Origin of the sequence: Salinivibrio sp. IB574, from assembly GCF_001996205.1 — a bacterium.
Lineage (GTDB): Bacteria > Pseudomonadota > Gammaproteobacteria > Enterobacterales > Vibrionaceae > Salinivibrio > Salinivibrio proteolyticus.
This window is the reverse complement of the sequence record NZ_MUFN01000018.1, coordinates 82,233-96,226: the sequence shown is the minus strand read 5'-3', so window position 1 is coordinate 96,226 and position 13,994 is coordinate 82,233. Positions and strand designations below refer to the sequence as shown.

Here is a 13,994-nt window from a genome sequence, read left to right as displayed (position 1 = left end):
CCCTCTCCTACATGTGTTTGACGCGACGAATCACTTCTTGTTGTTTACCCGGATTAAATGGCCGCGTATCAGGACTGCCCAAGTAACCACAGACACGGCGCGTGACAGATACTTTGGCGGGATCATGGTTGCCGCATGCAGGGCAGGTAAACCCCTTACTGGTGCAATCAAATTCCCCTGTAAATCCGCACTCGTAGCACTCATCAATAGGCGTATTGGTCCCATAGTAAGGCACACGTGTGTAGCTATAGTCCCAAACATTCTCGAGCGCTTCGATGTTGTGCTGCATGTTGGGGTACTCGCCGTAACAAATAAATCCGCCGTTTGCCAAGCGTGGATAATCCATTTCAAAATCAATCTTGTCGTAGGGCGTCACCTGCTTTTCCACGTCCAAGTGGAAACTGTTGGTGTAGTAGCCTTTATCTGTGACCCCCTCAATCATCCCAAAGGCTTTAGTATCGAGTTGGCAAAAACGACTGCACAAGTTTTCACTCGGTGTGCTGTACAGACTAAAGCCGTAACCCGTTTCCTCTTTCCAGCGCTCCGTCGCATCATGTAAATACGCGACTATTGCCTTGGCTTTTTTCTGTTTAATCACGCTGTCGTAAAGATGAGGCTCACTGCCGTATAGAGCATTGATGGTCTCATGTAGTCCGATATACCCTAAGGAGACAGATGCGCGACCGTTTTTAAAAATCTCGCTCACGTCATCATCCGCATTAAGACGCACGCCACAGGCCCCTTCCATGTACAAAATCGGCGCAACACGGGCCTTCACCCCTTTGAAACGTGCGATACGGGTATCCAAGGCTTGGCGGGCAATATTAAGCGTCGCATCTAGGCGCGCAAAGAATGTCTCTTCGTCGCCTTCAGCCTCAATCGCCAATCGGGGTAAATTAACACTGACCACCCCCAAATTATTGCGTCCTTCGTGGACCCACTCACCATTTTCTTGATAAGCGCTTAAAAAGCTGCGGCATCCCATGGGCGTTTTAAAAGAACCTGTTACCTGAACGACTTGCTCATAGTTGAGAATATCGGGATACATGCGTTTGGACGCACACTCCAACGCAAGCTGTTTGATGTCGTAATTCGGATCTGAAGGATGACGGTTGAGCCCTTCGCGAATACAAAACACAAGTTTAGGGAAAACCGCCGTTTTGCGATTTTCGCCCAAGCCCGCAATACGATTGGCAAGGATGGCTCGTTGCACCGCACGAGCGGCCCAGCTTTGTCCGAGTCCGAAGCCAAACGTCACAAATGGCGTCTGCCCATTGGCGGTATGCAAGGTGTTCACTTCATACTCCAGCGACTGAAACGCATCGAAGCACTCTTTCTCGGTACGTGCCATGGCGTATTCATCCGCCTTGGCAATGGACCAGGTTTGCGCCACTTTTAGGTGCTTCTGATAGCTGGCTTCGACATAGGGCGCCAGCACTTCATCGATACGGTTAATCGTGGTGCCACCATAAATATGACTGGCCACTTGCGCGATGATTTGTGCCGTTACCGCGGTTGCAGTCGAGATGGACTTTGGCGGCGCAATTTCCGCATTACCCATCTTAAAGCCTTTTTGCAACATGCCCGCCAAGTCAATCAACATACAGTTAAACATCGGGAAGAAAGGCGCATAATCGAGATCGTGATAATGGATTTCTCCCGATTCATGCGCACGTACCACCGCACTGGGTAGCATATGTTGTTTGGCATAGTGCTTGGCGACAATACCGGCCAGCAGATCCCGCTGAGTTGGGATCACTTTGCTATCTTTATTGGCATTTTCGTGCAACAGCTCGGTGTTCGTTTGTCCTACCAAGCCTTGCACTTCGTGATTCAATCGGCCACGGCGTTCACGGGCAATATCGCGATCGTGACGATACTCAATGTAGGCACGTGCAACCGCTTTATGCGGCCCAGACATCAGCGCATCTTCCACGGCATATTGAATATGGTCGATATCCACTTCTTTCTCGCCAGCGAACTGGGTTGCGATCTTATCGGCCAATGATCGAATCGCCTGATCCGATAACGAACACGAACGCGTCCCCTGCGCACGCTGTGCCGATTCTCGCGCACAAGTTACCGCTTGAACAATCCGGTCTGCATCAAATGAGACGCGTGTTCCGTCGCGCTTTATTACCGCTGGCATATGCCCTCCATCACCATATATTGGATTTAAACCTAGCAAACAACACAAGATGTGGCATTTAATAGCAAGTGGGGTCGCCATTGTGTTGATACAGATCATCGAAGTTTCGAATAGAGAAATTCGGAGGAATAAACGCGTACAAGGTCATCAATGTTGTGATGAATTGTTGTGACTTTTGTTAGTTAAAATCAAACCTTGTCCGCATTTTGTGGGTTCGATCAAATGTGACTTACAGGCTTCAAGTAAGATCACAGTTATGAAGTCATAATTGAGGTTTACGCCACTGTGATCCGGCGGTTTGGAATCGTAGTGATGCTTTGGGCGGTAACGTGCCCTAGCTTTGCGCTGACGATAGCAACATGGAACTTTGAATGGTTAACCCTAAAAGGCGATCAACGCGCTGGAGAACGTGGTGACGAAGACTACCATCAACTCGCCTCGGTTTTTGAACAGCTCTCGCCGGACGTGCTCGCGTTTCAAGAAGTTGATAGCCCGGCGGCACTTGCTCGCGTAGTTCCCAGCGATCAATACACCTATTACTTTTCTGACCGCTACCCCGCGTTGCGTGATAAGCCCAATAGTCAACAACTGACTGGCATTGCGGTACGCAATGGATGGACCGTTTCGGATCCAAAAGATCTTCGCGCGATCGCGTTACCCAGCTTTTTTGGTGTCCCAGCGCTACGCTACGCCACTTACGTGATTATTACGCCCCCTGACCAAGCGCCGTTTCATATGCTGTCTGTCCATCTGAAATCAGGTTGTTTTCATCAATCACAAGGCACCCGAAGCTGCGATAAACTTAACAAGCAGATGCGCGTTCTCGCCGATTGGGTGAGTGATCGTCATCATGTGGGCGAACACGTCGTTGTCGCGGGCGATTTTAATCGCTACATTGGCGAGAGTGATGATGCCGTTTGGCGAGATTTTCAGGCGCGTCTGGTTGAAACGTCTCCCACACCGCCCCATTTAATAAATGTCACCGCGTCTGTCCGAGCGCGCTGTAAGGCAAGACGGTACAACCATCGAACCCAATCGTGGAATCAAGTCATGTATAACCGCTTGGTGGATCACATCTTAGTCAGTGAACCTTTGGTCAAGCAGTGGCAATACAGCTACCAGCATCACTTTGATTACCATGCCGTGATGCGTTACCGTTTAAGTGACCATTGTCCCGTTGTGGCGCAGTTCACTCCGCCAGCAACGTCGCAACGCTAACCCAAAGCACATCATTGCTGTGGTTAACTTGTCACAATACTGACATCGAGCCGCCATAGACTGAATACACTGATGGCAATCAACCATCTAAATCGTTTAATGTGGTCAATTAGTAAAAAGACGCAACCTGTCATCTGGCACCCTGAGTCAGCTAACTGCCATGTACAAACTAAAAGGGGAAACCGCTAAGCCTTGAAAACAGGCGCAGCACAAGGAGAACCATCATGGATACATTACAACAGCACGTGATCCCAACCGATGACGATCTGCTTGCCGACTATCTCGGCAATGCTACCGGCTTCGAGGAAGACGACGTATTTAGCGATGATGTAGAAGACGCATCCCGCTAACAGATATCATTGCGTCACTCGTCAGCAGTGACGTACGAATCTTTCAGTTTTAACGCAGCGCTGACAACGTTCCCGCCGCCATTTTGCTAGGTTGTCAGCAAATCCACCGACTTAACGATGCGTCATGAAAAAAATCCTCTCGATGTCCATGCTTTTTGCTTCACTGCTTTCTTTCAATGCATTTGCTGCGCCAGAATTGATTGCCAAATCCACCCTCGATTTTGGTGATTTTGAGAAGACCGCCAATATCGAGATCCAAGGAAACATTCAAGAAGATGTGCTGCGTTTAGCAGAGCGTGGCGTTCAAGATCAAGACGCAGACTATTTCGTGATTGAACACATTAACGAAGACACACAAGAAGAAGTGTTAGTCGTCTCGGTGAGCCTGTACCGTGAACATGCCACCGACAACCAACAAATGGTTGAAGACCGCCTCGGCTAGCAGATTATCTAAACACAGGCGAGTAGCTGCTGGCCTGTGTTTTCCCACCTGACGTCCGTGCACACCATTTGCTACACTTGCCGCTCTTAATAAAACTAAAACGAGCAATGTCGTGATTGGAACCTTAGATAAAATGCGCACAGAAGCCGGCGCAGAGGTACAGTACTTTCTGCGTGTCGGTGACGAAGAGCTGCATCTCAACCCTCTCCTTGGACAAACCCTAACCCTGACCCATACTGGCAATATCTTTTGCGATGCGTGTGGACGAAAAACAAAAAAGAGTTACTCGCAAGGCCATTGTTATCCGTGCATGAAAAAGCTCGCCCGCTGCGACATGTGTATTATGAAACCTGAAACCTGCCACTATGCACAAGGGACGTGTCGCGAGCCAGAATGGGGAGAGCAGTTCTGCATGACAGACCACATCGTCTATCTGGCCAACACGTCTGGGTTAAAAGTCGGGATTACTCGCGCTAACCAAATGCCAACCCGCTGGCACGATCAAGGCGCCACACAGGCTCTTCCGCTGTTTCGGGTAAAAACACGCCATATTTCTGGGCTGGTTGAAGTCGCCATTGCACAACATGTCGCGGATAAAACCAATTGGCGCGCGATCTTAAAGGGCGACAATGGTCAGCTCGATCTCCAGGCCGAAGCGGCGCGACTTACTCAAGCGATTGAATCGGAGCTCGCGGATATTCGTCTACAGTTCGGTAGCGATGCGGTTCAGCCCGCCGAGCTGGATGCCCTGAGCTTTAGTTACCCTGTCACTAAGCACCCTACCAAGATCAGTTCGCATAACTTTGATAAACACCCTGAAGTCAGTGGTGTGTTACAAGGGATCAAAGGTCAGTATCTGATCTTTGATACAGGCGTGATCAATGTGCGCAAGTTTACCAGCTACGAGGTCAGCGCGTCGCACAGTTAATCACGCGTCCAATCCGCGACACTGTGCAAGTGATGATTAACGCTTGCACAGTGTGCCTTTCTCACAACCTCCAGAGGAAGATGCCGTTCATTTCAGTCAGATTATTGCGGTTGAATACCGGTAATATCTGAGATCAACGCAATATGTTGGGCACTTAACGGCAGTGACCAACGAACATCGCCAGCATCAGCCACCAACACATTGGCATCCGCAATCATCTGTAACGAATCAGATTGAACCTGCATACTCAATTTCATTGCGGGCAATTTGATCACCACTTCATGCGCGGTCACGATTAGCTTACCGTGTTCGATATCAACCACCATCTCCCTCAGTCCTCCAACGATTTATCGGCACGCTTATCGGTGAGCACCGCCATCGTAAGTCGGCTTACACACACGTCTCGACCTCGCTCATCGTGAATAGTGATATTCCACACCTGAGTGGTTGCCCCAAGATGCACAGGACTTGCCACGCCAGTCACTGTCCCTTCTCGCATCGCACGCAAGTGATTAGCATTGATATCTAACCCAACACAATACTTACCTTCAGGCACACACATGTTTGCCGCCAACGATCCCAGCGTTTCTGCGAGTACCACAGACGCGCCACCATGCAACATGCCTAAAGGTTGATGGGTATGGGGAGCCACAGGCATGGTCCCAGTGAGGCTCGATTCATCAAATGCCGTATACTCTATGCCCAAGTGAGCAACCAGGGTATTGCTCGAAGAAGCGTTCAAAGCCTCCAATGACATCGCTTTTTTCCAAATGCTCACACTTTGCCTCTATTTTTCATCGTCGCTGTGGATGTTTGTCATACTATTGGGTGGGGATCAAGCTACATGTCATGACAGCCCGATATTGAAAACGGCGCCCAGTCGATTACTATACGTTAGTTTTTTCAGCAGCTTGCCATCATCAACGAGTATAACCATAAAGGGAGCCCTCATGCTACGCATCGCAAAAACCGTGTTCTTGTCAGCAAGCCTCACGATATTGCTCTCAGCATGCGCACACTCTCCCACCGGGCGCAATCAACTATTACTGTTTTCCGGTGACCAAATGGCCAATCTTGGTCAACGCTCTTTCGAAGAGATGAAACAGTCTCAGCCGATTAGTTCCGACCAATCCATCAATGCCTATGTACAATGTGTCACCGATGCTATTTTGGCCGTCGTGCCCCCACAGGCAGATTTCTCCGAATGGGAAGTAGTGGTGTTTGACAGCGAGCAGGTCAATGCCTTTGCGTTACCGGGAGGGAAAGTGGGCGTATACACGGGTTTACTCAATGTGGCAGACACTCCGGATCAACTCGCGGCAGTCATCGGGCATGAAATCGGACATGTACTAGCCGATCACAGTAACGAACGCCTATCTCGCTCTCAACTTGCCACGCTGGGACTCACCATCACAGGTATGTCAATGTCTGACAGCCCATACGCTGCGATGGCAATGGCCGGTTTAGGGCTTGGCGTGCAAGTGGGGATATTACTGCCCTACAATCGTGCGCAGGAGTCTGAATCTGACAAAATTGGCCTACAGCTCATGCATCAAGCTGGCTTTGATCCAAGTGCGAGTGTCGCCTTATGGCAAAACATGGCTGCGGCTTCAGAGGGAACGCCGCCAGAGCTGCTTTCGACCCACCCATCGCCTGACACTCGTATTCAAGCGCTAGAAAAAGGCGTGAAGGCGCTTCCTCAGGTGCCTCATCGTTTGACACCACGCTGTCAAAAGCCTAGTTAGCCTTATCAATGTAAACATTTGATTAACATCGTGAAGAGCATCACACACTGCTCCGAATCACGCTGATGCAAAGGATATCAGCCGCGTTAGGCTACAGGCATCACACAATAAATTAACTTATATGTTACGCTTAAGTTTTAGGCCATACGCAGCGAACACCACTTGTGATGAAGCAGTTGTTGATGTTTCTGTTAAGCGTCTTGCTTGTGCCAGTAGCCTTTGCCACGCCACAGAGTCAAGTCGACCTATTCGATCAGATGTTTGAAAAGAATACGCTGGTAATGATGCTGATCGTGCCAGACAGTGGTGAAATTGTGGCCGCCAACCCCGCCGCGAGTCGATTTTATGGCTACTCTATTGATGAATTGACTCAAATGAGCATCAATGATATCAACGATTTATCGCCAGAGGCGGTTTCTGAAGAGCGCAAACTGGCTAAACTTGAAAACCGTAATTATTTTGTTTTTCGCCACCGTATAGCCGACGGTTCTACCCGCACCGTAGAAGTCTCTTCGGTTCCTATAACGTTTGAAGGTGCCACTCTACTTTTCTCCATTATTGCTGATATCAGCGATTTCCGTGCCACGCAAGAATCTCTTTGGCATTATCAAAACCGACTCGAACAGATGGTCGCGGCACAAACCGAGCAAATCGAAAAGCAAAAAAATCATCAGCTCGTCATTACATCACTGATTATCTTTCTTTTGGGTGCAGGGCTCGCGGTCATGTGGTTAGTGCTGAGCAAATCCAGACGGACTGAATACGAGCTAAAACTCGAACGACGGCGTCTCGATGAAATTATTCGCGGCACCCATGTGGGCACCTGGGAATGGCATATTCCCTCTGGAGAGCTGGTAATCAATGAGCGCTGGGCCGAAATCTTGGGTTACCAGAAAGAGGAGCTTACCCCAGCTTCTTTTGAAACCTGGAAGAAACTCTGTCATAGCGACGATTTCAGCCGCGCATCCAAAGAGATAGAAGCGGCGTTCAGTGACAACAATCCCTTTTATGAGTGTGAATTCCGCATGCTACATAAAGATGGGTTCTGGGTATGGATTTTGGCGAAGGGCAAGATTATGGAGTGGGACCGGAACCACCAACCGCTGCGGATGGCCGGCACCCATCAAGACATCAATGAGACCAAACGCTTATATCTTCAATTCGAGCATATGGCGCATACTGACACCTTAACAGGTGCTTTAAATCGTGTTGCGTTTAAACAACGTGCCGATGTCGTCATGGCTCAAGCACGTCAGCAAAGCGCTCACTTTGCGCTTTTGTTTATCGACCTTGATGGCTTTAAGAAAATAAACGATACCTATGGCCATGATGCGGGAGACTGTGTACTCATTGAAACCACCAAACGAATGGGCCATAGCATCCGTAATTCCGACACGCTAGCACGACTCGGCGGGGATGAATTTGCAGTGATTCTCGAGTACACCAGTCAGCCAGACGATGCTGCGCGCGTGGCAACCAAAATTATTGCCAGCCTCGATAAACCATTTGACGTGGGAGACGGACAACAGGCGCGGATCTCTGCCAGTATTGGCATTGCTTGCTACCCCGAACATGGCGAATCCGTCGAACGACTACTCAATTGCTCTGACGCTGCGATGTACTATGCGAAACGCTCATTACAGGGTGGAACATATTCATTTTGCGATCCTGAACATACCCACTCACCCCCGCCGCAAGATGATGCCGAATGACCAACATTACGACGATGCAGTTCGAGTCGGTGCAGTGGCTCGGGGCGTTTGACTTGCTAACGCTTCATTGGTCACATCTTGAATCGAAATAAACATATGATTCACCTCACCGCGTGTATTGGCCATGGGGTGCATAGTGACGTTTTGATACATAAAGGGAAGCTGCCCGGTAATCGGACGCACGTGACGGCAACGAAACAAGTAAGGGCGCTGCTGCCAGACAATAAAGCTGCGGCAGCGCAACTCAAACACCGGCTGTGATTTGGCGCGAAACCAAGGCTCGTTGATTTCCGGAAACACCTCGAATAAGGTGCGATTTTGCACATCCTTGGCGTGTTTGCCGCTGTGGTGAACCATAAAGCCGTTCCACATCTGAATTTGGAAATCTTTGTCTAATACAATCAATCCCATATCAATGTGTTGCACCATATCGAGCATCCAATGGAATTGATCAAAATCTTCTGTCATCGCCTTACTCCTCGTCCATCAGATAAGCCAACTTCGCATCCAATAAAGGTAGCGATTCATCCAGTAATAACAGCAATAGATCGCACTTAATCTCGGTGCCATCAATCTGGTAGCTCACTTCAATGGTCACCGTGCGTTTCCATGAGCCTTTCATCGCGGCTATCAAATAGTCCGCTTCTACATGTTGCCCCATTAATGCCGGATAGCTTTGCGAAAACTCGAGCGCAGCTTGCTCACCGAGCCCTCGCAAAAAGGCACTAATCAAGATATTACTAATGTCGACTAACAGCTCGAGCTCATTATCGAGAGAGCCGTCATCGGGGTAATCCAACAAGTCAATCATGTCACTGATACTGGAATCGCTGATCAGCATTAATGCTTCACCGGCAATTCCTTCGCCACTAAAACCTTGGCACACGCGGCTTTAATCAATGCCTCAACGCGCTCGCGGCTAATAGGTTTTTTAACAAAGTCTTTCGCCCCCCGTTCAAGCACTTGCTGCTGAGCGAGCGGTTGAATATCACCAGACACCACCACGACAGGGACTGTCATCCCATCGGCTTGCATCGCTTCAAGGGTTTGATAACCATCCAATTCCGGCATGGTTAAATCAAGGAACATAATATCGATCGACTGACTGTTTAAAACATCTAACGCCACCTTGCCATTCTCGGCAAAGTGCACCTCGGCATCTAAGTCTTTGGGTAAGGTTCGCGCGAGCTGCTTGCGTGCCAATGCGGAATCATCAGTGATCAGAATTTGTGTGGTCAAAAGCCTCTCCTTGTCGACTTCTTAACTGAGAGTGTGGCTGGGTCAACACAGTAAGCATAAACCAAGATGAACAGGGATGAGGGCAAACCAGTCAAAATACTGTCTTTATCGGTCACTGGTTTGGGTTTCAGCCAAGTCACACAGAGCCTGAAGGCGATCCGCGCGACTGATTAAGTGAGGGTGTTGTAAGTACAAATGATGCAGGCAGACCAAACAAAGCTGAACACAATCGTTCACCTTTTCACTGATCGTTTCTGGGTCTTCAAAAAACTCGCCCGTCAACAGCGCCTGCCAATCCTCTGCGAGTGCACTAATCATAGAAATATCTAACGGCGCATTCACAAGATGGCGCGCCGCGGATTCAATGCGCGCCATGTCATCACTAGCAGCAAAAATATTTCGCAACGCAATAATCGCATCCACCAGCGCCCCTTGCGTGTTGGGACGTTTTGCCGCGGCATATAAGCGGGACATGGCTAAACGAATGCCGCTCGAATCCGTATCATCGACCAACATGCTCCAACGCTCGATGTCCACCAAATCGAGTTCACCTATCGCGATAGGATCACTAGTTTCGGCCACTGAGCCAAAATCTTGCCGACGGTTATCCAGTGAAAAAGGATCTATGCGCCAGACCCACTCGGGCGCGACAAAGGGTTTGTATTCTGTGAGGTAGCAAAGCGCCATACACAAAGTGATATTGAGCTCCGTGGTTTGCTGATCGGTATTCGCATCCATCACTTCATCTGGCCAATCGTCATCTTCGAGGAAGTCACCAAAGTTGATCGCAAACGCATAGCCCGACTCCAACATAAAGCCGTTATTGCGTCGTTTGGCCATTAACCCCGGTGCTTGAAGTACATATTCAGCAATACTCGGGGTATAGCGGCGAATGCTTCCCCATTTGGTATCCAATTCCGCTAAGTTGGTGAGTGCCGCATTACGAAATCCAACAAACATCGGAATATGTGCCACTTCGCCATCGGCAAGACTTCGGGCGATATCCAACATTTCTTGTACAGTGCTGACAAAGCGATCCGCAGAGACTATCCCGCGGATCCGCATCAAGTCATAACTGTTGATTAAAATCGATACCGGCAAGCTCGCCAAACTCACTACACCACGATGCCCGGTCGCATCTTTGTAGTCACCGAACGTTTGCTGAGGATCATTACCTATGGCGTCAAACAAGCGCTCGAGAGACGGATCGGACAAAATACGCTTTTGCACAATCTTACTGATTGGGAACTGTTCGATAGCAGCCGTTAAGTAACCTGCCCCACGATAGAAAAGATGAGGACGGTGGCCCGCTTTGATCAAAAAGAGTGGATAGAGCTCACCGGCAAGCTGACAAAAAGCACTAATAAGCGGATCAACGCTATTAACACGCGTTGCCAACTCTCCACCTTGTTGTGCGCGCCACACATTGAAAATATGACGACCATTTTGCATCACATGGGGCAGACGATAGAAGAAAGATTGCTCGCTCTCCCCCTGCTCCACCGCGGACACACGTAGCTGTCGACACAGCTCGACATATTGGTTGAGTGTGTCGCGCTGTGTGCGGCTTAGCCCCAATTTTTGCATCAAGATCAGTCGGCCTTCCGCCTCTGTGACATTGAGAATGTAGCTCACCACCCGGTGACCCATGGTTTTCACAAAGTGCGGAATAGCCGGATAGGACATCATGCTTATCCGCCTATTTTTAATCGAAAAATCAATCCAGTGTTTATGACCGTTATCGGCAGAAAACGGCAAACCTTCACCGTGACTATCGTTAACATCGTACTCGTCACATCGTCTCGTGAAAGCTAAGTATAGCTATCTCAACAAGTAACGGACGAAGGACAAAAACAGAAACAATTTTGTGACGACTCAATGCGGGGAATGCTTGACCAAGCTGTAGCACGCATCTATTCTAGCGTACAAGTGTACGCTTAAATAAAGATAACGAGTTATGGATACCAAGGCTTCAACCTCTCCCCCTCAGAAACCACGCTTAATCTGGTTAAACATTAGCGTGTTTACGCTTACTTTTTTGATTGCCGCAATTGGTACGCCATTGTGGGCATGGCATCATGGTTTTGATTGGATGCAGATCACTGCGCTGATTGTCGCATTCAGCTTTTGTGGCCTATCGATCACCGCCGGTTATCACCGCTTGTGGGCCCACAAAACCTATCAAGCCCATCCGGCTTTGCGCTTTATCTTCGCTATTGGTGGGGCATTTGCGCTGCAAAACAGCGCGCTTCATTGGTCATCAGATCACCGCATTCACCATCGCCATGTCGATGACAACGATGTTGACCCGTACTCGGCCAAACGCGGCTTTTGGTTCTCACACCTTGGTTGGATGCTGCGCGAATACCATCCCAACCGTTACGGCGACTACAGCAACTGCCGCGATCTGCAAAAAGATAAGATCGTGATGTGGCAACACAAGCACTACCTTGCGCTGACACTGGCCACCAACTTTGGCTTCCCTATCGCGTTTGGTTTGCTCCATGGCGACCTTTGGGGCGCGATTTTACTGGTCGGCTTTACTCGATTGGTGCTAAGCCACCACACCACCTTTTTCATTAACTCACTGGCGCATGTGTGGGGCAGCCAGCCTTATACCGATAAAAATACCGCGCGGGATAATGGCGTGCTTGCCTTAATGACCTTTGGCGAGGGCTACCACAATTTTCACCATATTTTTGAGAACGACTACCGCAACGGCATTCGCTGGTGGCAGTTTGATCCCACTAAATGGCTGATCAAAACCGCATCTTGGCTGGGCCTAGCGGAAAAGCTGCGCGTGACCCCCGAAGAGAAGATTGAAAAAGCGCGTGCGACCATGCAATTGCAGCGCGTCACACAGCAGCTCAGTGACAAACCACACGCATCGCATCGTCTGCAAATCCTGCAACAAGAGTATGATGCCTTGGTCGCCAAAATGGCGGATTACTATACGCTGAAAAAACAGCTGTTAGCGCTCGAGCGTGACAAGCTGCGCGAAAAAGTCGAAAACGCCGAATTGACTCAGCAATACAAAGATTTAAAGGTGCGTTTTCAGCAACAAAAACGTAGCTGGCAGGTGCTCACCGCCAAATACGCCAGCTAGCCGCGACGAACAAGCGACACACGACAAACCGGCCACTTGGGCCGGTTTTTTATCGGATAAGAAGGCGCCGTTGGCAAGATCTGTGTATGCCAGTTAGTGGGACGGGGTAAGGAAAGAAAGCAGGATCGACTCTAGCTCATCCCAAGGTAAGGCGTCGGTATCGATCACTTCGATGCGCGACTCGGCCTGTTCAATCGACATAGGCGTCACAGTAACCACCTGATTGGCGACGTTAAACGCGTAAAACCCCTCGTCTGTATTGACCACCGCTTTAATCCGTTGGGCGTTGATGTTGCTTAATAGCCCATATAAAGCATCAAAGGGAAAGCAACAGTGCGCGGCAAACAACCAGCCGCAGCTGACATAACCCTGCCCTTGGTTTTCTTTGCGGGTATAGGTATCGTCCGGGCCCAGAGCGAGTGTGGTCATCGGCTCAGCATCGTTGTGATGGTGATGATAGTGCGCTTGACGGGCATGACGCGGTAACGCAAGCCACGCGGTCTCGAGCGCCCCCTGCTCAACGCCGGTTACCAAGCTCTTCTCGCCATCAAACGCGGCGACATAATTATAAAAGGTGGCGATTTGCGCCTCGCTACACTGGTCAAGCTTATTGGCCACTACCACATCCGCGAGCGCGATTTGATCATGAAAGTTTTGATTTTCACGATAGCGCACATCATCAATACAACGCGGATCCACCAAAGTAATGGTCGCGCCCAGCGACAAGGTGGCATCGAAAGGCGGCTGAGTCAGCTTACCAATAATGTCTTTAGGATGACCGAGTCCGGTCGGCTCAATCAAAATCCGATCCGGCTGCTCGGCGAGCAAGGTATTTAGCCCCACTGTCATGGGTAAGCCAGCCACACAACACATGCATCCGCCCGGCACTTCCTTTACCAGCGCACCTTGTTCAGAGAGGATAGCGCCATCGACACCCACCTCACCAAACTCGTTCACCAAGATAGCCCAACGCTCATGCTCGGGTTTATTCGCTAATAAATGACGAATCGCCGTGGTTTTCCCCACGCCAAGAAATCCAGTGATAATGTTGGCTGCGATCTGACTCATGATTCTATCCGCTCCTTACTTGTATCGGCGTAGTGTA

Annotated in this window: 13 protein-coding genes and 1 pseudogene; 7 read left to right on the top strand and 7 right to left on the bottom strand. The window is 49.6% G+C overall.

Features of this window, described 5'->3' with window-relative positions; all coding sequences use genetic code 11:
* Nucleotides 1-7: 7 nt before the first annotated feature.
* Nucleotides 8-2,149, bottom strand: a complete 2,142-nt coding sequence (nrdD, locus tag BZJ17_RS10505) for an anaerobic ribonucleoside-triphosphate reductase (RefSeq protein ID WP_077640676.1) — start codon at nt 2,147-2,149, stop codon at nt 8-10.
* Between the two features lie 312 nt (nt 2,150-2,461).
* On the opposite strand from nrdD, the gene BZJ17_RS10500 reads away from it, so the two are divergent.
* The 4 genes from BZJ17_RS10500 to BZJ17_RS10490 all read left to right on the top strand — a co-directional run bounded on the left by BZJ17_RS10500 (nt 2,462) and on the right by BZJ17_RS10490 (nt 5,087).
* Nucleotides 2,462-3,367 carry an endonuclease/exonuclease/phosphatase family protein gene (locus tag BZJ17_RS10500; RefSeq protein ID WP_077640675.1) on the top strand — a complete coding sequence of 302 codons (906 nt, stop codon included), beginning with the start codon at nt 2,462-2,464 and terminating at the stop codon, nt 3,365-3,367.
* A gap of 224 nt (nt 3,368-3,591) precedes the next feature.
* Nucleotides 3,592-3,717 (top strand): hypothetical protein, encoded by a 126-nt coding sequence (locus BZJ17_RS17615; protein WP_277868801.1) that lies wholly within the window; start codon nt 3,592-3,594, stop codon nt 3,715-3,717.
* A gap of 124 nt (nt 3,718-3,841) precedes the next feature.
* Nucleotides 3,842-4,159 (top strand): hypothetical protein, encoded by a 318-nt coding sequence (locus tag BZJ17_RS10495; protein WP_077640674.1) that lies wholly within the window; start codon nt 3,842-3,844, stop codon nt 4,157-4,159.
* A 133-nt stretch (nt 4,160-4,292) separates the two neighbouring features.
* Entirely contained in the window at nt 4,293-5,087 is a 795-nt protein-coding gene (locus BZJ17_RS10490) for a DUF2797 domain-containing protein (protein WP_077640696.1), read from the top strand.
* A 101-nt stretch (nt 5,088-5,188) separates the two neighbouring features.
* Here BZJ17_RS10490 and BZJ17_RS10485 read toward each other — a convergent pair whose 3' ends face one another.
* Nucleotides 5,189-5,413, bottom strand: coding sequence for a DUF3389 family protein (locus BZJ17_RS10485; RefSeq protein WP_069586918.1), 225 nt, complete (start codon nt 5,411-5,413; stop codon nt 5,189-5,191).
* Nucleotides 5,414-5,418: 5 nt separating this feature from the next.
* The gene (locus tag BZJ17_RS10480) at nt 5,419-5,865 is read right to left on the bottom strand and encodes a hotdog fold thioesterase (RefSeq protein ID WP_069586919.1); all 447 of its coding nucleotides are present in this window, start codon (nt 5,863-5,865) and stop codon (nt 5,419-5,421) included.
* A 172-nt stretch (nt 5,866-6,037) separates the two neighbouring features.
* On the opposite strand from BZJ17_RS10480, the gene BZJ17_RS10475 reads away from it, so the two are divergent.
* Nucleotides 6,038-6,832 (top strand): M48 family metallopeptidase, encoded by a 795-nt coding sequence (locus BZJ17_RS10475; RefSeq protein WP_077640673.1) that lies wholly within the window; start codon nt 6,038-6,040, stop codon nt 6,830-6,832.
* A gap of 182 nt (nt 6,833-7,014) precedes the next feature.
* A complete protein-coding gene (locus BZJ17_RS10470; protein WP_198534148.1) occupies nt 7,015-8,544 on the top strand; it encodes a sensor domain-containing diguanylate cyclase in 1,530 nt (509 codons plus the stop codon).
* Between the two features lie 6 nt (nt 8,545-8,550).
* Here the strand turns inward: BZJ17_RS10470 and BZJ17_RS10465 are convergent, their stop codons facing one another.
* The 3 genes and pseudogenes from BZJ17_RS10465 to BZJ17_RS10455 all read right to left on the bottom strand — a co-directional run bounded on the left by BZJ17_RS10465 (nt 8,551) and on the right by BZJ17_RS10455 (nt 11,472).
* Nucleotides 8,551-9,012, bottom strand: a complete 462-nt coding sequence (locus tag BZJ17_RS10465) for a PAS domain-containing protein (RefSeq protein WP_069586922.1) — start codon at nt 9,010-9,012, stop codon at nt 8,551-8,553.
* A gap of 4 nt (nt 9,013-9,016) precedes the next feature.
* A pseudogene (locus BZJ17_RS10460) lies at nt 9,017-9,783 on the bottom strand (response regulator).
* Nucleotides 9,784-9,888: 105 nt separating this feature from the next.
* Nucleotides 9,889-11,472, bottom strand: coding sequence for a hypothetical protein (locus BZJ17_RS10455; protein WP_077640671.1), 1,584 nt, complete (start codon nt 11,470-11,472; stop codon nt 9,889-9,891).
* Between the two features lie 268 nt (nt 11,473-11,740).
* On the opposite strand from BZJ17_RS10455, the gene BZJ17_RS10450 reads away from it, so the two are divergent.
* Complete coding sequence (locus BZJ17_RS10450) at nt 11,741-12,889, top strand: fatty acid desaturase (protein WP_069586925.1); 1,149 nt, start codon at nt 11,741-11,743, stop codon at nt 12,887-12,889.
* Nucleotides 12,890-12,982: 93 nt separating this feature from the next.
* Here the strand turns inward: BZJ17_RS10450 and BZJ17_RS10445 are convergent, their stop codons facing one another.
* Nucleotides 12,983-13,957, bottom strand: coding sequence for a GTP-binding protein (locus BZJ17_RS10445; protein ID WP_077640670.1), 975 nt, complete (start codon nt 13,955-13,957; stop codon nt 12,983-12,985).
* Between the last annotated feature and the right edge of the window lie 37 nt (nt 13,958-13,994).